Origin of the sequence: Acinetobacter sp. 1294243 (genome assembly GCF_000588015.1) — a bacterium.
Taxonomy (GTDB): domain Bacteria; phylum Pseudomonadota; class Gammaproteobacteria; order Pseudomonadales; family Moraxellaceae; genus Acinetobacter; species Acinetobacter pittii.
Genome location: NZ_JFXG01000014.1, coordinates 62,900 through 82,357 on the forward strand (window position 1 = coordinate 62,900; position 19,458 = coordinate 82,357).

General features: G+C 42.7%; 14 protein-coding genes, 2 tRNA genes and 3 rRNA genes. 11 read left to right on the forward strand and 8 right to left on the reverse strand.

Going from position 1 to position 19,458, the window contains the following annotated elements; all coding sequences use genetic code 11:
* The first annotated feature begins 111 nt into the window (after positions 1–111).
* The 6 genes from J655_RS19415 to J655_RS19440 all read left to right on the forward strand — a co-directional run bounded on the left by J655_RS19415 (position 112) and on the right by J655_RS19440 (position 5,826).
* Positions 112–1,080 (forward strand): sulfonate ABC transporter substrate-binding protein, encoded by a 969-nt coding sequence (locus J655_RS19415; RefSeq protein ID WP_032052800.1) that lies wholly within the window; start codon positions 112–114, stop codon positions 1,078–1,080.
* Between the two features lie 72 nt (positions 1,081–1,152).
* Positions 1,153–2,136, forward strand: coding sequence for a sulfonate ABC transporter substrate-binding protein (locus J655_RS19420; protein WP_032052801.1), 984 nt, complete (start codon positions 1,153–1,155; stop codon positions 2,134–2,136).
* 26 nt (positions 2,137–2,162) lie between these two features.
* The gene (gene ssuD / locus J655_RS19425; RefSeq protein WP_005071784.1) at positions 2,163–3,338 is read left to right on the forward strand and encodes an FMNH2-dependent alkanesulfonate monooxygenase; all 1,176 of its coding nucleotides are present in this window, start codon (positions 2,163–2,165) and stop codon (positions 3,336–3,338) included.
* Positions 3,335–4,132 carry an aliphatic sulfonate ABC transporter permease SsuC gene (gene ssuC, locus J655_RS19430; RefSeq protein WP_002120785.1) on the forward strand — a complete coding sequence of 266 codons (798 nt, stop codon included), beginning with the start codon at positions 3,335–3,337 and terminating at the stop codon, positions 4,130–4,132. Before ssuD ends, ssuC begins: the two co-directional genes overlap by 4 nt.
* Positions 4,133–4,145: 13 nt before the next feature.
* Complete coding sequence (locus tag J655_RS19435) at positions 4,146–4,946, forward strand: ABC transporter ATP-binding protein (RefSeq protein WP_014208026.1); 801 nt, start codon at positions 4,146–4,148, stop codon at positions 4,944–4,946.
* Between the two features lie 259 nt (positions 4,947–5,205).
* Complete coding sequence (locus J655_RS19440; protein ID WP_005071782.1) at positions 5,206–5,826, forward strand: TetR/AcrR family transcriptional regulator; 621 nt, start codon at positions 5,206–5,208, stop codon at positions 5,824–5,826.
* Between the two features lie 35 nt (positions 5,827–5,861).
* On the opposite strand, the gene J655_RS19445 is transcribed toward J655_RS19440, so the two are convergent.
* Both J655_RS19445 and J655_RS19450 read right to left on the reverse strand, forming a co-directional pair.
* Positions 5,862–6,428, reverse strand: coding sequence for a 5'-nucleosidase (locus J655_RS19445; protein ID WP_032052802.1), 567 nt, complete (start codon positions 6,426–6,428; stop codon positions 5,862–5,864).
* A gap of 80 nt (positions 6,429–6,508) precedes the next feature.
* On the reverse strand, positions 6,509–7,642 hold the full coding sequence (locus J655_RS19450; RefSeq protein WP_032052803.1) for a TDT family transporter: 1,134 nt from the start codon (positions 7,640–7,642) through the stop codon (positions 6,509–6,511).
* Between the two features lie 207 nt (positions 7,643–7,849).
* On the opposite strand from J655_RS19450, the gene ribF reads away from it, so the two are divergent.
* The 5 genes from ribF (at position 7,850) to J655_RS19475 (ending at position 13,437) form a co-directional block, all read left to right on the forward strand.
* Positions 7,850–8,851, forward strand: coding sequence for a bifunctional riboflavin kinase/FAD synthetase (gene ribF / locus J655_RS19455; protein WP_032052804.1), 1,002 nt, complete (start codon positions 7,850–7,852; stop codon positions 8,849–8,851).
* A gap of 61 nt (positions 8,852–8,912) precedes the next feature.
* On the forward strand, positions 8,913–11,750 hold the full coding sequence (gene ileS, locus J655_RS19460) for an isoleucine--tRNA ligase (protein ID WP_032052805.1): 2,838 nt from the start codon (positions 8,913–8,915) through the stop codon (positions 11,748–11,750).
* A complete protein-coding gene (lspA, locus tag J655_RS19465; protein ID WP_017482371.1) occupies positions 11,743–12,273 on the forward strand; it encodes a signal peptidase II in 531 nt (176 codons plus the stop codon). The genes ileS and lspA overlap by 8 nt, the downstream gene beginning before the upstream one ends.
* A gap of 1 nt (position 12,274) precedes the next feature.
* Positions 12,275–12,757, forward strand: a complete 483-nt coding sequence (locus J655_RS19470; protein WP_014208021.1) for an FKBP-type peptidyl-prolyl cis-trans isomerase — start codon at positions 12,275–12,277, stop codon at positions 12,755–12,757.
* Positions 12,758–12,894: 137 nt separating this feature from the next.
* Positions 12,895–13,437: an NADPH-dependent FMN reductase gene (locus tag J655_RS19475; RefSeq protein ID WP_009387643.1), complete on the forward strand. Its 543-nt coding sequence runs from the start codon at positions 12,895–12,897 to the stop codon at positions 13,435–13,437.
* 43 nt (positions 13,438–13,480) lie between these two features.
* Here J655_RS19475 and J655_RS19480 read toward each other — a convergent pair whose 3' ends face one another.
* The 6 genes from J655_RS19480 to J655_RS19505 form a co-directional block, all read right to left on the reverse strand.
* Entirely contained in the window at positions 13,481–13,792 is a 312-nt protein-coding gene (locus tag J655_RS19480; RefSeq protein WP_017482372.1) for an ankyrin repeat domain-containing protein, read from the reverse strand.
* A gap of 151 nt (positions 13,793–13,943) precedes the next feature.
* Positions 13,944–14,058, reverse strand: a 5S ribosomal RNA gene (gene rrf / locus J655_RS19485).
* A gap of 186 nt (positions 14,059–14,244) precedes the next feature.
* Positions 14,245–17,134, reverse strand: a 23S ribosomal RNA gene (locus J655_RS19490).
* A 352-nt stretch (positions 17,135–17,486) separates the two neighbouring features.
* Positions 17,487–17,562, reverse strand: a tRNA-Ala gene (locus J655_RS19495).
* A gap of 55 nt (positions 17,563–17,617) precedes the next feature.
* Positions 17,618–17,694 (reverse strand) — tRNA-Ile (locus J655_RS19500).
* A gap of 59 nt (positions 17,695–17,753) precedes the next feature.
* Positions 17,754–19,291 (reverse strand): 16S ribosomal RNA (locus J655_RS19505).
* The 16S, 23S and 5S rRNA genes sit together here with 2 tRNA genes alongside, the layout of an rRNA operon.
* Between the last annotated feature and the right edge of the window lie 167 nt (positions 19,292–19,458).

A 19,458-nucleotide genomic window follows, 5' to 3' on the forward strand; every position in this document is an offset into this window, starting at 1 on the left:
TTTGCATAAATAAAGACCGAATACTTATTTTTTCTGAAATAAAAATCCATTTAGGGTATCTGCTCATCCAATTATTTTTTTCTTTTTCTCTTTCGGGGAGCACGAAATCTCATGGCACTTTTCAACACCACTTCATGGGCAAAATATTCAGTCATCGCGGCCAGCCTTGCAGGAGTGATGATGTTAAGTGGTTGTGCCAAAAAAGAGGAACAAGCCACCACAACCTTAAATATCGGCTATCAAAAATATGGGATTCTTCCTATTTTAAAGGCTCGTGGTGACTTAGAAAAAGCATTAAAAGAACAAGGCGTGCAAGTGAAATGGGTTGAGTTCCCTGCTGGCCCTCAATTGCTTGAAGGTTTAAACGTAGGAAGTGTTTCACTCGGTGAAGCAGGTGAAGCACCACCGATCTTTGCTCAGGCTGCCAATCCAAATTTAGTCTATGTTGCAAACCAACCTGCTGCGCCAAAAGCTGAAGCACTATTGGTACAAAAAGACTCTCCCATCCAATCTATTAAAGATTTAAAAGGCAAACGTGTGGCTCTTAACAAAGGCTCGAATGTTCATTACCTATTGTTAAAAGTTTTAGAAGCCAACAACTTAAGCTTAAGTGATATTCAACCAGTTTATTTGCCGCCATCAGACGCTCGTGCTGCTTTTGAAAAAGGTGCAGTAGATGCATGGGTCATTTGGGATCCGTTCTTTGCAGCAGCTGAACATCAAATTCAAGCTCGAGTTTTAGCGACTGGTGAAAACTTAGTAAGCAATCATCAGTTCTATTTAGCTGACCGTAAATTTGCAGAAAATAATCCAAAAGTACTCAACACTGTTGTACAGACACTTAACCAGACCACTGAGTGGGTAAGTTCACATCAGGATGAAGCTGCCAAATTACTCGAAAAACCTACCGCACTTGAGTTTGATGTACTCAAAACTTCCATTTCACGTATGGGTTTTGGAGTTCAGCCAATCTCTGACAAGGTGGCACAAGAACAACAACAAGTAGCTAATGCTTTTTATGCGCAAAAGCTCATTCCAAACAAACTCACCATTCAAGATGCCATTTTAAAACTGAAATAAACCTAGCTTGGGCACGGCTTAAATAATCATATAAATGCTGTGCCTGACCTCAAGGGGAACAAGGATATCAATATGCAACATCAATCGTTATTTAATAAGAATCAGTGGACACAATTAATTAAGCGCCTCAGTGTAGTCACTGTATTAGGCTTAACAATCGTAGCGCCAGCTTGGGCAATTGACCCAACTGTGAAAGAACTTCGTATTGGTTTTCAAAAAAGCTCGATTAACTTTGCAATTGCCAAACAGCAAAAGCTATTTGAGCAAGAATTCCCACATGCAAAAATTACTTGGAATGAGTTCCCTGCCGGTCCACAAATTTTAGAAGCTTTAGCTGTCGGTTCGCTTGATGTAGGCGTTACTGGAGATACACCTCCTGTCTACGCACAAGCGGCTGGCAAGCCTTTATATTACATTGCTTATGAAGCGGCTAAGCCATTGGCATCGGCAATTTTAGTTCCAAAAAACTCGCAACTAAAACAGCTTAAAGACCTAAAAGGTAAACGTATTGCGCTGCAAAAAGGTTCAAGTTCACATTACTTACTTGTACAAGCCGTACGTAAAGCAGGCCTAAACTGGAGCGATATTACGCCCATCTGGCTTACCCCTGCCGATGCTCGCGCAGCATTTCAAAAAGGTGCCGTTGATGCATGGGCCATTTGGGATCCTTACTTCGCTTCAGCACAACTAGAAGACCAAGCTCGTGTTCTTGCATCGGGTAAAGGCTTAAGCCCGAACTATACATTTTATTTAGCAGCTCCAAATTTTGTTAAACAACATCCGAAAGCTGTTTCAGGGCTCATCAAACAAATCAATCAAGCCGATAAATGGGTTCAAAGCCATCAAGCAGAAACGGCAGGTGCGATTGGTCAAAGTACAGGTCTTAAACCTGCAACCAGTGATTTATTTATTAAACGCCGTCCGCGCCCTTCATCAGCCGCTCCTCTTAACAGCAAAGTGATTGCTGAGCAACAGCAACTCGCAGACATCTTTACTCAACAAGGCATCATCCCTAAACCAATCAGCATTAAACAAGCTGTTTGGGGCGCCAAGTAATTTCAATAGACATATAGGTAATGCACATGAAAATTTTCTGGTTTATTCCTACCCACGGTGATAGTCGCTATTTAGGTACAAGTAAAGGCGCTCGTCAGGTTGACCATGCCTATATGAAGCAAATTGCTGTGGCAGTAGATAATTTAGGTTACGAAGGTGTACTTATACCAACAGGTCGTTCATGTGAAGATCCTTGGATTACGGCGGCTAGCCTAATTGATGCAACTCAACACCTTAAATTTTTAGTTGCATTACGACCAGGGGTAACCACACCAGCTTTAGCTGCTCGTATGGCTGCAACGTTTGACCGTTTGTCGAATGGTCGTGTATTACTCAACTTAGTGACTGGTGGTGATGAGGCTGAATTACGCGGTGATGGTTTATATGAAGATCACTCAACGCGTTATCAAACTGCCAATGAATACGTAAAAATCTGGCGTGAGATTTTGACACGCTCACATACAGGTGAAGCTTTTACATTCCATGGTGAACGTTTACAAGTGGATGATGCAAAACTACTTTACCCACCTGTTCAAAAGCCTTACCCACCACTTTGGTTCGGTGGCTCTTCAGACGTCGCTGTCGATTTGGCTGCTGAGCAAGTCGATACTTACCTTACGTGGGGTGAACCACCTGAAGCCGTAAAACAAAAGATCGAACATGTTCGTGCCAAAGCTGAGGCTAAAGGCCGTAAATTAACTTATGGTATTCGCTTGCATGTGATTGTTCGTGAAACCAACGAACAAGCTTGGGCAGCAGCGAACGAGCTTATCCAATATCTTGATGATGCGACTATTGCTGCCGCACAGAAAAAATTTGCACAAATGGACTCTGTAGGCCAACAACGTATGGCGGCTCTCCACGGCGGTAATCGAGACAAACTAGAAGTATCTCCAAACCTTTGGGCTGGTATTGGTTTAGTTCGTGGTGGTGCAGGTACAGCACTTGTAGGCGATCCTGAAACCGTTGCTGCCCGTATTCAGGAATATGCTGATTTAGGTATTGATACTTTCATTTTCTCAGGCTATCCACACCTTGAAGAATCAATTCGTTTTGCAGAGTTAGTATTCCCGTTATTACCAATTGAAACTCGCGCTAAACTTGCTCAGCCAAATTTAACCGGTCCATTCGGTGAAATTATTGCCAACAATTATGTTCCAGACGAGAAGAAGCAAAATAGTTCCGTCAAGGAGCCTGCATGAGCAAAGCTGAAAGTGTTGTTTCACGTGGAACAAAACAAATCGGGCAGCGTTTGCTGCCTTGGATTTTCCCTATTCTTCTATTGGTTGTTTGGCAAATTGCCTCAAGTTCGGGTCTTTTAGAAAGCCGTATTTTACCTGCACCTACTGCTGTTGTTTCCGCTTTTTGGCATCTACTGGTGAGTGGAGAACTTTGGCAGCACGTTAAAGTGAGTGCAGGGCGTGCTTTACTGGGGTTGTTGATTGGTGGCGGTTTAGGTTTGTTATTAGGTCTACTCAACGGGTCTTCGCGTTTCGCCTCTACCCTGCTCGATACGACCTTACAAATGATTCGTAACATCCCAGCCTTAGCACTTATCCCACTCGTCATCTTGTGGTTCGGGATTGATGAAACAGCAAAATTATTTTTAGTCGCCGTAGGTGTTTTCTTCCCCATTTATATTAATACCTATCACGGTATTCGATCAGTTGACCCTCAATTGATTGAGATGGGCAAAAGCTATGGGCTTTCTCGCTGGCAGCTTTACAAAGAAATTATTCTACCGGGTGCGATGCCTTCTATTTTAGTGGGTTTACGCTTTGCTTTAGGTTTGGTTTGGGTATTGCTCATTGTTGCTGAAACCATTTCAGCTCAAGCAGGTATTGGTTATATGACCATGAATGCACGTGAGTTTTTACAAACGGATGTAGTTCTGGTCGGTATTCTTCTGTACGCCTTACTAGGCAAACTGGCAGATGTTTTAGCACAGCTTTTGGAACGCTATTTACTACGTTGGCACTCTGGATATCAGAAATAAGGGAGCTTAGAACATGACAAATCTGAATTTAAATATTAATCAGAATGAAGTGCAGCTCATTCCGGAAGAACCAACAGAATCTCAAGAACCTGTATTAGGTGCAGAGATTCTGATTGAGCAACTTTATAAATTCTATGGCGAGGTAAAGGTCCTCGAAGATCTTGACCTACACATCCAGCCGGGTGAGTTTTTAGCAATTGTTGGCCGAAGTGGTTGTGGCAAAAGTACGTTACTCCGTTTAATTGCTCAACTTGAAAAAGCCAGCTTTGGGGAAATCAAATTTAAATCTGCCCGACATTTACGTGAAGGCATTACGAACGATGATATTCGAGTAATGTTCCAAGATCCTCGTTTACTTCCTTGGAGAAATATTCTTCAAAATGTTCAACTTGGGCTACCAAAATCGCAACATGCTTTAGCAGAAGAATTACTAGAAAAAGTCGGTTTAAAAGAGAAATCAGGACAATGGCCTTCCCAGCTTTCAGGTGGTCAACGTCAGCGTACTGCCCTAGCCCGTGCACTATCACATACGCCGCGCATATTGTTGCTAGACGAACCTTTGGGTGCATTAGATGCGTTAACTCGGCTTGAGATGCAAAGCTTGATTGAACGCTTGTGGAAGGAGCAAGGCTTTACTGCAATTTTAGTCACACACGATGTGAGTGAAGCAGTGCAATTAGCTGACCGTATTATTTTATTAGATAAGGGTCAGATTGCTCAAAGTTTCCAAGTTAATTTGCCGCGCCCGCGTAAAAAAAGTATTACTTTTGCTCAGCTTGAACAACAAGTACTCGATGCGGTTTTGGCAACTTAAGGTTGCGATGAGTAATGAGAACTGTTCAACCAAAAAATGCCCAATTTACGAGCAATAAAACTGCTGTTTTATTGCTCTTTTTTAGGGCGAAAATAAAAAAATATTTTTAAGAATAACAATAAACTAGTGAATCTCTCTATTTTTTGCACAATAGTATATCTATTACACAAATAAGTAGCCGTTTTTTGATTAAAAAAGCAAGACACCTGTGCACAAATCAAACAATTTCCCTTACAATGGGAATACTATTTTTTTAATTATGCAGCAGATGGAACAAAAAAAGAGTACCCAAAAGCGCAATCAGCTTCTTGCTGCGGCCCTTGACGTATTTTCAGTCTATGGGTTCAGTGGAGCAAGTCTGGATGAAATTGCCCAACTCGCCGACATGCATAAGTCGAATATTTTCTATTACTATGAAAATAAAGAGTCTTTATATGTAGAAGTGCTCACAACCGTTTTACAAAAATGGTTGGCCCCCTTACAAACTTTAGAAGCTGAATTAGAACCAGCCGAAGCCTTATCTCACTATTTAATTCAAAAAATCGAACTGTCTCGTAGCCAACCGAAAGCATCTAGATTGTTTGCACTAGAAATTATTCAAGGCGCTCCACATATTTTGCCTATACTGAAAGGGCCTTTGAAAAAGCTATTTAAACGCAAAGCTAAAGTCATTCAGACTTGGCAAGAAGAAGGAAAGATTTCCCCAGATATCGACCCAGAATTATTAATCTTAAATATTTGGGGCCTTACGCAAAACTATGCAGATTTTGCAACTCAAATGGAAATGGTGACTGGTAAAACGCTTCGTAACCGCAGTATGTTCCAGCGTTCGATTGAGCATACGGTACATATGATGCTATACGGCGTATTACCTCGCTAAAATAAAAAAGATCGGCAAATTTGCCGATCTTTTTTTTAGAAATGATTTTGATAAAGTGCTAGGAGTTTCTGGGCCCCTAACAATAAATTTTCTTCCCAATCCAGATGCGCAGTGTCATCTGCCCCATCAGTAATATACTTCACCGAGATTAATCGTACACCTAACTTGTGGCACACTTTAGCTAAAGCATAGCCTTCCATGTCAACCACATCACAAGCTACTTTTGGCTGACCTGTTTCAAATGAATCACCTGTTCCACATACTGCTTTTGGCAAATCAATAAAATGTGGTTGAAGATGAATCTCTGCCGCCAAATGACCATCTAACGGCGTTACACCTACTTCAAAACCTAGGGGTGAAACATCCATATCCCGTTGTACAAAAGTTTTTACTTCGACTAAATCATGTCGATTAAATGCAGAGCTTCCCGCTGTACCTAAATTAATTAGAGTTTTGCATCCTGTTTTTTGAATAACTTCAAATGCTTTAAAGGCAGCATTAATCTTACCAATACCACTGTAATGGACTTCAACACCTGCTTGTTCAAATAAACCCTTAGATTCATTAGGAAGTGCCATAATCAAAGCAATATCAGTGTTCATTCAAAAAGCTCAAATCAAAATTAAATAAGTTAGAAAATAAGTATAAATCAGGTGCAAAAGCTTTTTACACCTTTTCATCATTACTGTACTTTTTGTTGTAAAGCGATTAAACATGGTGAGAAGAACAGTTGACCGCTATATGCTCCTGCAAGCGTTTTCTTCATTACTACGCCCCACATTGCCAATAATAAAAGACTCAACGCCACAGCAACGTATTGTAAAAATACAACTTCAACCTGATGTCCTAAATTAAACAGTGCAAGAATAAATACACCTAATGGAAAGGTTAAGCCCCACCAGCCCAAGTTAAATGGAATACCTGTCTTTGCGTGACGAAGCGTTGTTAAAATCGCAAGACCAAGCCACCATAACCCAAAGCCTAAAAGTACAAGACTGCCTACAACTCCTAAAGCTTGAAAGACATTCGCAAATTGGTGAAATCCTACGTTTGGCGCCACTCTTTGTGCCTGCTGCCCTAATAACAATAAACCTAATGCACCTGTACCAATAGGGCCTAAAGACAACCAGCTAGAAATTGCGACTTCTTTTTCTGGTAACTGATGCAAAGCCATACGCAGCATTAAAATTGTCAGAATAGCGAATGCTGGTAAAACAGAGATTCCCCAAAGTACATAGCCAGCCATTAATAAATGAAAGCTGTGTACATCTGCTGGTAAATGTGTAACCAACATACCCGCAGAACTTGCGGCTACTTCACAGGCAACCACAGGTAAAAGCCAGATTGCAGTCATGGTATGTAGCTGATGGTTCTGACGACTAAACATACAAAATGGCACGATCCACGCAATGGCCAGTGCGAAAAAGACATCGATGTACCATAAAGCTTGAGCAATATGTATTGCCACTTCACCGTAAAGCCCGACACCGAAGCTTAAAAAACCATTTAATATCGTTGCAAGCCCCATTGGGATAGCCCCTAAAAACAAGCTCATATTGGGATGGTTAAATATTTGCTTCGCCTCATGAGGGAAAAGAAACCACCGCAATAAATAAAGAACTGAAAAAACACTGAACAAAATAATATTAAATTGCCATAACAAAGTTGCTAGCGTGAATAAAAATGATTGAGCAAATGGCAGCTGGATTAAAATCATACTCACCACGCCAGTACCCATAGTCGCTGTAAACCAATTTGGAGTAAAATGTCGTATAACATCTTTGCTTTGATTTAATTGATAAAAGGGTTTTTTCATCTTAGTTCTCTAATCAAAGAGTGGATAAAGACATAGTAGAGCAAACTATTAATAAGAAAAATTGATTTATTTTTATTTAATTCATCAGTATTTTAAATATAAAGATATTCATATTGAAAAATAACTGAGTAAAAACACAACAACAAGACGAATCTGTGAGATTATGGCAATATATAGCCCTTGCAAAAATAGCCATATTTTAAGTTCATGAAACTGCTTCGTCTTAATGCGTTATCGCCCAATTTTCAGTTACCTCCAACAGCGGTAACTATTGGTAATTTTGATGGTGTCCATTTAGGCCACCAAGCGATGATTGCTCAACTCAAAAACATTGCTGCAGCACAAGGCTTAAAAACACTGGTCATGATTTTTGAGCCACAGCCGCTTGAGTTCTTTAAAGGTTACGATGCTCCTCCTCGTATTAACTCATTACGAGAAAAAGTTGAATATCTAGCTGAGCTTGGCGTTGACTATATTGCGGTTGCTAAGTTTGATGAGCATTTCCGTAGCATGAGCGCATCTGCCTTCGCAGACTTATTAAAAGATAAATTAAATGCGCAGTCATTAGTTTTGGGGGATGACTTTCATTTCGGTAAAGACCGCCAAGGCAACAGTGAATTTTTAAAAGATTATGGCTTCCAAGTAACAAATTTACATACCATTGAACTTGAAGGTGAACGCGTAAGTTCAACCCGTATTCGCCAAGTACTTCAAGTGGGTAATCTTGCTTTAGCAGCTAAATTATTAGGCCGTCCATACAGTATTACTGGACGTGTCCAATATGGCGACCAAATTGGACGAACTCTTGATTTTCCAACCATTAATGTTCGTCTCAATCGCCACAAACCTTGTTTAAACGGTATTTATGGCGTTGAAGTCATTTGCGAAACGACTTCTCTCACTGAAAAAGTGCGCCAAGAAACACCTGAAAAACCGGGAATTGCCGGATATCATGAAAATAGCCTCTATGGCGCAGGTCATGTCGGTACACGTCCCGCCATTCAGCAAGAACATCCAGAATGGAGATTAGAAGTACATTTCCCTGATGTTTCTGCTAATCTGTATGGCTTATTTATGCGGGTGACTTTTCTTCACTATCTTCATGGTGAATTGAACTACCCTTCGCTTGAAGCACTTAAGGCTGGAATTGATAATGACGTGCAACAGTTACGACAATACCGTAACGACACGACACAATTTCCTTTTTAATTCGAATTTTGATTGTAAAACATGTCAGCTCCCAAGCTGATTAAACTGGAAGAAAACTTGCATGAGCGATAAGCAAACTCCTGAGAATGCAGTGGACTACAAAGCCACGCTAAACCTGCCGGATACTCAATTTGCAATGAAAGCAAATTTGGCAGTACGTGAAGTGAAATGGTTAGAAGAGTGGTATACCGACAACATTTATCAGCAGATTCGTGCATCGCGTATTGGCAAGAAAAAATATATTTTGCATGATGGCCCTCCATATGCGAACGGTACAATTCACTTGGGTCACGCAGTCAATAAAGTACTCAAAGACGTTATTGTAAAAAGCCGTACGCTTTCAGGTTTTGATGCACCATATGTTCCGGGTTGGGACTGTCATGGCTTACCAATCGAACTAAAAGTTGAAGAGAAAGTAGGTAAAGTGGGCGAAAAAGTTGACGCAGCAACTTTCCGCAAACTTTGCCGTGAATACGCGCTAAAACAAATTGATTTACAGCGTACTGACTTTAAACGTCTTGGTATTTTAGGTGACTGGGATAATCCTTATCTCACCATGAATTACAAACAAGAAGCCGATATTGTTCGTGCTCTAGGTCTCATCCAGAAAAATGGCCATATCCAGCCAGGCTTAAAGCCAGTGAACTGGTGTATGGACTGTGGTTCAGCTCTTGCTGAAGCAGAAGTTGAATACGAAGATAAAAAATCTGACGCAATTGACGTTGGTTTTGGCGTTGTCGATCTCAAAGATTTAAGTGTCCGTTTAAACGTAGAAGTTCAAGATCCGACAGATATCGTGATCTGGACCACTACACCATGGACATTACCAGCTAACAAAGCCGTTGCGTTGCATGCCGAAATTGAATATCAATTGGTGCAAGTGACAACTGAGCGCGGTAAGCAAAACTTCATTCTTGCTAAAGACTTAGTTGCTTCAGCGATTGAGCGTTACAAGCTTGAAAACCCAGTTGTTTTAGCTGATTTTACTGGTTCGGCTCTTGAAAACCTTACCCTACAACACCCTTTACTTACTGATCGTCAAGTTCCGGTTATTTTAGGTGAACACGTTATCGCAACAAGCGGTACAGGTGCCGTACATACAGCGCCTGGCCACGGTGCAGACGACTATAAAGTAGGTCTTCAATACAACCTTAAAGTAGATAACCCAGTAGGTGGTAACGGTGTTTATTTACCAACTGCTCCAATCTACGCTGGTGAACACATCTATAAAGCTAATCCAAAGATTATTGAAGCTTTAGGTGCTGTAGGCCGTTTATGGGCTCATCAGCCAATTAAACATAGCTACCCACACTGCTGGCGCCATAAGACTCCAATTATTTTCCGTGCTACACCACAGTGGTTCATTAGCATGGATCAAAAAGGATTACGTGAAGGTGCGCTTAATGCCATTGAAAATGATATCGAGTTTGTACCGAACTGGGGTAAAAACCGTATTGAATCAATGATCGAAGGTCGTCCGGACTGGTGTATTTCACGTCAACGTACTTGGGGTGTTCCAATTCCATTCTTCGTTCATAAAGATACGAACGAATTACACCCTCGTACACCTGAACTCATCGAAGAAGTTGCTCAACTGATCGAAGAAGAAGGTATCGAAGCATGGTTCAAACGTGAAGCAAAAGACTTCATCGGTGAAGATGCTGAACAATATAACGCTGTTCGCGATACACTCGATGTATGGTTCGACTCTGGTACAACGCATTACGCTGTACTTGAGCAACGTGATGAATTAGAAAGCCCTGCTGACTTATATTTAGAGGGTTCAGACCAACACCGTGGCTGGTTCCAATCTTCTTTATTAACATCTATGGCAATTCACAATCGTGCGCCATATAAAGCCTTGTTAACTCATGGTTTTACAGTGGACGAAAACGGTCGTAAATTGTCGAAATCTTTAGGCAACTATATCCCGCTTGAAGAAATCATCAAACAGCTTGGTGCAGATGGTTTACGACTATATGTAGCGTCTAGCGACTACCGTTATGAAATCGCAGCATCGAAAGAAATCTTTAGCCGTGTAAGTGATAGCTATCGCCGTATTCGTAATACCCTACGCTTCTTGCTTGCGAACCTAAATGGTTTCAAACCAAGTACTGATGCTCTGGACGTAGATGACCTTATCGCTCTAGATCAATACATCTTGCAGCGTGCGAATGAAGTACAACAAACTATTATCACTGCCTATGAAGAAATGAACTTCCATGTGGTGTGTAGTGCGTTAACAAGCTTCTGTATTAATGACTTAGGTGGTTTCTACCTAGATATTATCAAAGACCGTCAATACACCACTAAAGCAGATTCTCAGGCACGTCGTTCTGCACAAACAGCGCTTTATCATATTGTTCAAGCATTTATCCGTTGGATGAGCCCAATCTTAAGCTTTACGGCTCAAGAAGCTTGGCCATTGATTCCAGAACAAACTGAAAAGTATGTATTTACTTCAGAATGGTATGACTTACCTGTTTCATCAAAAGCAAACTTGCTTTCTGAAGAAGATTGGCAAACATTGATTAGCGTAAAATCTGCAGTAAATAAACAGATTGAAGCAGCGCGTAACGCTAAACTTGTCGGCAGTAATCTTTCAGCCAAAGTTGAACTTTGGGCAAGTGAATCATTACAAACAGTTTTAAACCAACTGGCTGATGAACTCCGTTTTGTTCTTATTACTTCGCAAGTAGTAGTACATCCATTTGCTGAGCAAGGTGAAGCAACTGAAATGGAAGGCTTACGTGTACAAATATCTGCAGCTGAAGGTGAAAAATGTGCACGTTGCTGGCACGTCCTTCCAGATGTAAATACACATGCCGATCATCCTGGTTTATGTGGTCGTTGTATTGTGAACGTCACTGGTCGTGGCGAAGTGAGAAAATATGCCTAATTCACAAGCTAAAAAAGGCTTATTCCAGTTTTATCCACATAATCTGATTTGGCTTGGAGTTTCTGTCCTTGCCATTGTATTGGATCAATGGACAAAATGGATTGCGAGTACACATCTAAACTATGCAGATCCTGTACCTGTACTTCCATTTTTAAACTGGACACTATTACATAACTATGGTGCAGCTTTTAGCTTTTTATCTGATGCAGGAGGATGGCAGCGCTATTTCTTCACATCTTTGGCGGGCTTAGTTTCAGTACTTTTTGTATTTTGGTTAATGCGTATGCCTAAAAAAATGGTGGTGCTACCTGTAGCCATCGCTTTAATTTTAGGTGGAGCTTTAGGCAATTTAATTGACCGTGTTACCCTAGGTTATGTGGTCGATTTCATTCATGTTTATTACCAAAATCATCACTTTCCAGCTTTTAATATTGCGGACAGTGCCATCACTCTAGGTACGATTTTGCTACTCATTGATACATTCTTCCTTGAGAAGCAACGTAACCAAAATTCGGATGCATAATATGACCGAAATTATTCAACCTAACGAAGAAATTCGTATCCAAGAAGGCTCTAAAGTCGACCTACACTTTTCTGTAGCTATCGAAAATGGTGTAGAAATTGACAATACACGTAGCCGTGAAGAGCCAGTTAGTCTGACTATTGGTGACGGAAACCTTTTACCAGGTTTCGAAAAAGCATTATTCGGTTTACGTGCAGGTGACCGCCGTACAGTACACCTTCCACCAGAAGAGGCTTTTGGTCCGTGGAATCCAGAAAATGTTCAAACTTTCGATACAGTTAAGTTTGAACAACGCCCTATTCCTGGTCATATGATCGAGTTTGAAGATAAGGCAAAAACCACCTTATTCGGTGTAGTAAAATCAGTTAATGATGACATTACAGAAATTGATTTTAATCACCCATTAGCTGGGAAAAATATTACCTTTGAAGTAGAAATATTTAAGGTTACTCCTGAAGGCCAACAAGGCATTAAGCTAATGTAAATAAAAAAGCCCTCTACATGAGGGCTTTTTTATGATTTAATTTTTATTAGTGACATAAGAATCCTTACAAATTCTATATTCTCTCCTACCTATAGAATGAATTAAGTTATAAAGATAAAAATTCTTAGGAAAAATACATGCTGGTCTATATTATCGTAGGAAGTGTTCGTGAAGGACGTACAGCAATTAAAGTTGCCAATTGGCTAGAATCCACAATTCCATCATTTAATCTAGAAGATTTTCAGACAGAAGTAATTGATTTAAAAGAGTGGAATTTACCGTTATTTTCAGGCTCTCACCCACCTGCTACCGGGATTTATGATCAACCTAAACAACAAGAATGGGCAGACAAAATTGCTCAAGCAGACGCATTTATCTTTATTAGCCCAGAATACAACCATGGTTACAGCCCAGCTTTAAAAAATGCACTTGATTATGTCGGCAAGGAGTGGGGTGGTAAACCTGCTGCATTTATTGGCTATGGTTCAACAAATGGCTCTCGTTCTATTAGTCAAATACGTCAAGTCACCTCAAGTTTAAGTATTATTGACCCGAATGCTGTAATAGAGATAAGAGATATATTTAAACGTAATAAAGATGAAAAATTCGAAGCTAATGAGTTTGAAGTAAAAGGTCTTCAATCCATTGTTGAGAAACTACAGAAATATCATTTGTCTTAATTGAACAAAAGGTCTCTTTTCTAAACAAAAGAGGCCTTTAATTTTATAAACTCTTTAAATACTCCACTACATCAGTATTACCAGCCATTTCTGCAAGCTCTAATGCTGTGTATTCACTTTTGTAAGCGACATGCGCACCTTTTTCAATTAAGAGTTGAACTATCTCTAAATGATCATTTTCAGCAGCTGCTTGTAGAGCACTATATCCCTCATCATCTATCTGATTAGGATCCTCTCCCTCTATTAGTAATTCTTTTACTTGATCGATATCACCTAGAGATGCCCAATAAATCAATGTAGGCAAAGATAGCTCTTCATCATCTTCAGGTATTGGAGAGAAAGAATTGATTTTCATGGACGTACCCAAAAATAATAGAGTTCGTCATTATATTCATAGAATACAGCAAGAATACAAATCTAATTTTGGACCTATCTTTTATTAAAAATTAAATTCCCCAATAAAAGAAACACCCCCATTCGTTAGAACGGGGGTGTTTAGAATAATGAGCTGGCGATGACTTACTCTCACATGGGTAACCCCACACTACCATCAGCGCTAAGAGGTTTCACTTCTGAGTTCGGGAAGGGATCAGGTGGTTCACTCTTGCTATGGTCGCCAGCACAACTGGTATGGATACTTGCTTCGTTTTATTCACTGTGTGATACGTTGCGTTTTCCAAATCTTTACAGATGGGCTGATTGGTCTGATTTTTCGTTGTTCATTTTAGCTAGTAGTATAACTAAATCAAGTTGCTTTGCATGTTTATGAATCGATTGATGCTTCATATACAACTGCTTGGGTGTTGTATAGTCAAGCCTCACGAGCAATTAGTATTGGTCAGCTTCACATATCACTATGCTTCCACATCCAACCTATCAACGTCCTAGTCTCGAACGGCTCTTTAGAGGAATAAATTCCTAGGGAAATCTTATCTTGAGGTAGGCTTCCCGCTTAGATGCTTTAGCGGTTATCCCTTCCGAACATAGCTACCCGGCGATGCGACTGGCGTCACAACCGGTACACCAGAGGTTCGTCCACTCTGGTCCTCTCGTACTAGGAGCAGATCCTCTCAAATTTCCAGCGCCCACGGTAGATAGGGACCGAACTGTCTCACGACGTTCTAAACCCAGCTCGCGTACCTCTTTAAATGGCGAACAGCCATACCCTTGGGACCTGCTTCAGCCCCAGGATGAGATGAGCCGACATCGAGGTGCCAAACACCGCCGTCGATATGAACTCTTGGGCGGTATCAGCCTGTTATCCCCAGAGTACCTTTTATCCGTTGAGCGATGGCCCTTCCATACAGAACCACCGGATCACTAAGACCTACTTTCGTACCTGCTCGACTTGTGGGTCTCGCAGTTAAGCGCGCTTTTGCCTTTATACTCTACGCGTGATTTCCGACCACGCTGAGCGCACCTTCGTACTCCTCCGTTACTCTTTAGGAGGAGACCGCCCCAGTCAAACTACCCACCAGACACGGTCCTCGTCCCGGATAACGGGACAGAGTTAGAACCTCAACATTACCAGGGTGGTATTTCAAGGACGGCTCCATTGGAACTAGCGTTCCAACTTCAAAGCCTCCCACCTATCCTACACAAGTAAGGTCAAAGTTCAGTGTCAAGCTGCAGTAAAGGTTCACGGGGTCTTTCCGTCTAGCCGCGGGTACACTGCATCTTCACAGCGATTTCGATTTCACTGAGCCTCTGCTGGAGACAGCGCCGCCATCATTATGCCATTCGTGCAGGTCGGAACTTACCCGACAAGGAATTTCGCTACCTTAGGACCGTTATAGTTACGGCCGCCGTTTACTGGGGCTTCGATCAAGAGCTTCGCTTACGCTAACCCCATCAATTAACCTTCCAGCACCGGGCAGGCATCACACCCTATACGTCCACTTTCGTGTTTGCAGAGTGCTATGTTTTTAATAAACAGTTGCAGCGGCCTGGTTTCTGCGGCTGTCGTCAGCTCAGGAAGCAAGTTCCATCACCAACAACAGCGTACCTTCTCCCGAAGTTACGGTACCATTTTGCCTAGTTCCTTCAGCAGAGTTCTCTCAAGCGCCTTGGTCTACTCGACCTGACCACCTGTGTCGGTTTCGGGTACGATTCCTGTGTAACTGAAGCTTAGAGACTTTTCCTGGAAGCATGGTATCAGCCACTTCACTGTACAAGTACAGCTTGCTATCGGATCTCAGTATAGAGTACCCCGGATTTGCCTAAGATACATACCTACATCCTTCCACCTGGACAACCAACGCCAGGCTGACTTAACCTTCTCCGTCCTCTCATCGCATTACACAGAAGTATTGGAATATTAACCAATTTCCCATCGACTACGCCTTTCGGCCTCGCCTTAGGGGTCGACTCACCCAGCCCCGATTAACGTTGGACTGGAACCCTTGGTCTTTCGGCGAACGGGTTTTTCACCCGTTTTGTCGTTACTCACGTCAGCATTCGCACTTCTGATACCTCCAGCATACTTCTCAATACACCTTCATCGGCTTACAGAACGCTCCCCTACCACTTGACTAATGTCAAATCCGCAGCTTCGGCACATAGTTTTAGCCCCGTTACATCTTCCGCGCAGGCCGACTCGACTAGTGAGCTATTACGCTTTCTTTAAAGGGTGGCTGCTTCTAAGCCAACCTCCTAGCTGTCTATGCCTTCCCACATCGTTTCCCACTTAACTATGATTTTGGGGCCTTAGCTGGCGGTCTGGATTGTTTTCCTCTTGACTACGGACGTTAGCACCCGCAGTCTGTCTCCCGGATAGTACTCATAGGTATTCGGAGTTTGCATCGGTTTGGTAAGTCGGGATGACCCCCTAGCCGAAACAGTGCTCTACCCCCTATGGTATTCGTCCGAGGCGCTACCTAAATAGCTTTCGGGGAGAACCAGCTATCACCAGGCTTGATTAGCCTTTCACCCCTATCCACAAGTCATCCCCTGGCTTTTCAACGACAGTGGGTTCGGTCCTCCAGTTAGTGTTACCCAACCTTCAACCTGCTCATGGATAGATCGCCTGGTTTCGGGTCTATACCCAGCAACTAAACGCCCTATTAAGACTCGATTTCTCTACGGCTCCCCTATACGGTTAACCTCGCTACTGAATATAAGTCGCTGACCCATTATACAAAAGGTACGCAGTCACACCACGAAGGTGCTCCCACTGCTTGTATGCATGCGGTTTCAGGATCTATTTCACTCCCCTCACAGGGGTTCTTTTCGCCTTTCCCTCACGGTACTGGTTCACTATCGGTCAGTCAGGAGTATTTAGCCTTGGAGGATGGTCCCCCCATATTCAGACAAGGTTTCACGTGCCTCGCCCTACTCGTCATCATTATGTGTGCCCTTTCGTGTACGGGAATATCACCCTCTACGTTCGCACTTCCCAGAGCGTTCCACTAAAACACACATAACTTAATGGGCTGATCCCCGTTCGCTCGCCGCTACTGAGGGAATCTCAATTGATTTCTTTTCCTAAGGGTACTGAGATGTTTCACTTCCCCTCGTTCGCCTTGCAACACTATGTATTCATGTTGCAATACCTACCTTAAAGTAGGTGGGTTCCCCCATTCAGAAATCTCCGGATCAAAGGATATTTGCCGCCTCCCCGGAGCTTTTCGCAGGCTATCACGTCTTTCATCGCCTCTGACTGCCAAGGCATCCACCACATGCACTTAATTACTTGACTATACAACCCCAAACAGTCGTCAACACCTACAAGTGAGTGTTGTCCGTGCGATTCTTCATCGCTACTATCTGTTGTTTGTGTACTTAAACACTGTACAGCTTCAATCTAAATTCATATACCAAAACGCTTGATTCAGTTAATTTGCTAGTTCTCAATTCATCTAGATTAATTGCTTAATCTAAACTCTTGAGTGAACAATTTATTTCAGACTCAATTTTGCCAATCTGTTAATGAATAAACACGCCTTCGTCAGGTCATGCTTAATACCGTGATACTTAAATCACAGAAGTTAATAAACCAAGACCGAAATCTCTATTTACTAATTTCTGTAATCCGAACTTCTCTTAAGTTCTGGTGGAGACTAGGAGAGTCGAACTCCTGACCTCCTGCGTGCAAAGCAGGCGCTCTACCAACTAAGCTAAGTCCCCAGCTTACATCATCAGTCATGTATCTTTTATCTATAACTTCAACCAGTCAAAGTCATGGTGGGTCTGACAAGACTTGAACTTGTGACCCCACGCTTATCAAGCGTGTGCTCTAACCAACTGAGCTACAGACCCTCAGATACATCTATGAAGAACAACTTGTTGTGGATTCTTACCAATCGTCAATCTTTCGTTAAGGAGGTGATCCAGCCGCAGGTTCCCCTACGGCTACCTTGTTACGACTTCACCCCAGTCATCGGCCACACCGTGGTAACCGCCCTCTTTGCAGTTAGGCTAGCTACTTCTGGTGCAACAAACTCCCATGGTGTGACGGGCGGTGTGTACAAGGCCCGGGAACGTATTCACCGCGGCATTCTGATCCGCGATTACTAGCGATTCCGACTTCATGGAGTCGAGTTGCAGACTCCAATCCGGACTACGATCGGCTTTTTGAGATTAGCATCCTATCGCTAGGTAGCAACCCTTTGTACCGACCATTGTAGCACGTGTGTAGCCCTGGCCGTAAGGGCCATGATGACTTGACGTCGTCCCCGCCTTCCTCCAGTTTGTCACTGGCAGTATCCTTAAAGTTCCCGACATTACTCGCTGGCAAATAAGGAAAAGGGTTGCGCTCGTTGCGGGACTTAACCCAACATCTCACGACACGAGCTGACGACAGCCATGCAGCACCTGTATGTAAGTTCCCGAAGGCACCAATCCATCTCTGGAAAGTTCTTACTATGTCAAGGCCAGGTAAGGTTCTTCGCGTTGCATCGAATTAAACCACATGCTCCACCGCTTGTGCGGGCCCCCGTCAATTCATTTGAGTTTTAGTCTTGCGACCGTACTCCCCAGGCGGTCTACTTATCGCGTTAGCTGCGCCACTAAAGCCTCAAAGGCCCCAACGGCTAGTAGACATCGTTTACGGCATGGACTACCAGGGTATCTAATCCTGTTTGCTCCCCATGCTTTCGCACCTCAGCGTCAGTGTTAGGCCAGATGGCTGCCTTCGCCATCGGTATTCCTCCAGATCTCTACGCATTTCACCGCTACACCTGGAATTCTACCATCCTCTCCCACACTCTAGCTAACCAGTATCGAATGCAATTCCCAAGTTAAGCTCGGGGATTTCACATTTGACTTAATTAGCCGCCTACGCGCGCTTTACGCCCAGTAAATCCGATTAACGCTTGCACCCTCTGTATTACCGCGGCTGCTGGCACAGAGTTAGCCGGTGCTTATTCTGCGAGTAACGTCCACTATCTCTAGGTATTAACTAAAGTAGCCTCCTCCTCGCTTAAAGTGCTTTACAACCATAAGGCCTTCTTCACACACGCGGCATGGCTGGATCAGGCTTGCGCCCATTGTCCAATATTCCCCACTGCTGCCTCCCGTAGGAGTCTGGGCCGTGTCTCAGTCCCAGTGTGGCGGATCATCCTCTCAGACCCGCTACAGATCGTCGCCTTGGTAGGCCTTTACCCCACCAACTAGCTAATCCGACTTAGGCTCATCTATTAGCGCAAGGTCCGAAGATCCCCTGCTTTCTCCCGTAGGACGTATGCGGTATTAGCATTCCTTTCGAAATGTTGTCCCCCACTAATAGGCAGATTCCTAAGCATTACTCACCCGTCCGCCGCTAAGATCAGTAGCAAGCTACCTCTCTCCGCTCGACTTGCATGTGTTAAGCCTGCCGCCAGCGTTCAATCTGAGCCATGATCAAACTCTTCAGTTAAAATCATTTTGTACCTTATTTAAAGACAAGGTACCAATTCTGGCTCATCAATTACTGACTTAAATTTCGCTCAAATAAACTTCGAGTAATTTAAACCAATCAATCAATGAAAATTATTTCGATTAATCAACCAGTAAAAATCCACACAAGTTGTTCTTCAATTCTCT

Excerpts from the sequence above, each read along its gene's own strand:
- J655_RS19415 (WP_032052800.1), top strand. The coding sequence starts at position 112 with ATGGCACTTTTCAACACCACTTCATGGGCAAAATATTCAGTCATCGCG.
- J655_RS19420 (WP_032052801.1), top strand. The coding sequence starts at position 1,153 with ATGCAACATCAATCGTTATTTAATAAGAATCAGTGGACACAATTAATT.
- ssuD (WP_005071784.1), top strand. The coding sequence starts at position 2,163 with ATGAAAATTTTCTGGTTTATTCCTACCCACGGTGATAGTCGCTATTTA.
- ssuC (WP_002120785.1), top strand. The coding sequence starts at position 3,335 with ATGAGCAAAGCTGAAAGTGTTGTTTCACGTGGAACAAAACAAATCGGG.
- J655_RS19435 (WP_014208026.1), top strand. The coding sequence starts at position 4,146 with ATGACAAATCTGAATTTAAATATTAATCAGAATGAAGTGCAGCTCATT.
- J655_RS19440 (WP_005071782.1), top strand. The coding sequence starts at position 5,206 with ATGCAGCAGATGGAACAAAAAAAGAGTACCCAAAAGCGCAATCAGCTT.
- J655_RS19445 (WP_032052802.1), bottom strand. The coding sequence starts at position 6,428 with ATGAACACTGATATTGCTTTGATTATGGCACTTCCTAATGAATCTAAG.
- J655_RS19450 (WP_032052803.1), bottom strand. The coding sequence starts at position 7,642 with ATGAAAAAACCCTTTTATCAATTAAATCAAAGCAAAGATGTTATACGA.
- ribF (WP_032052804.1), top strand. The coding sequence starts at position 7,850 with ATGAAACTGCTTCGTCTTAATGCGTTATCGCCCAATTTTCAGTTACCT.
- ileS (WP_032052805.1), top strand. The coding sequence starts at position 8,913 with ATGAGCGATAAGCAAACTCCTGAGAATGCAGTGGACTACAAAGCCACG.
- lspA (WP_017482371.1), top strand. The coding sequence starts at position 11,743 with ATGCCTAATTCACAAGCTAAAAAAGGCTTATTCCAGTTTTATCCACAT.
- J655_RS19470 (WP_014208021.1), top strand. The coding sequence starts at position 12,275 with ATGACCGAAATTATTCAACCTAACGAAGAAATTCGTATCCAAGAAGGC.
- J655_RS19475 (WP_009387643.1), top strand. The coding sequence starts at position 12,895 with ATGCTGGTCTATATTATCGTAGGAAGTGTTCGTGAAGGACGTACAGCA.
- J655_RS19480 (WP_017482372.1), bottom strand. The coding sequence starts at position 13,792 with ATGAAAATCAATTCTTTCTCTCCAATACCTGAAGATGATGAAGAGCTA.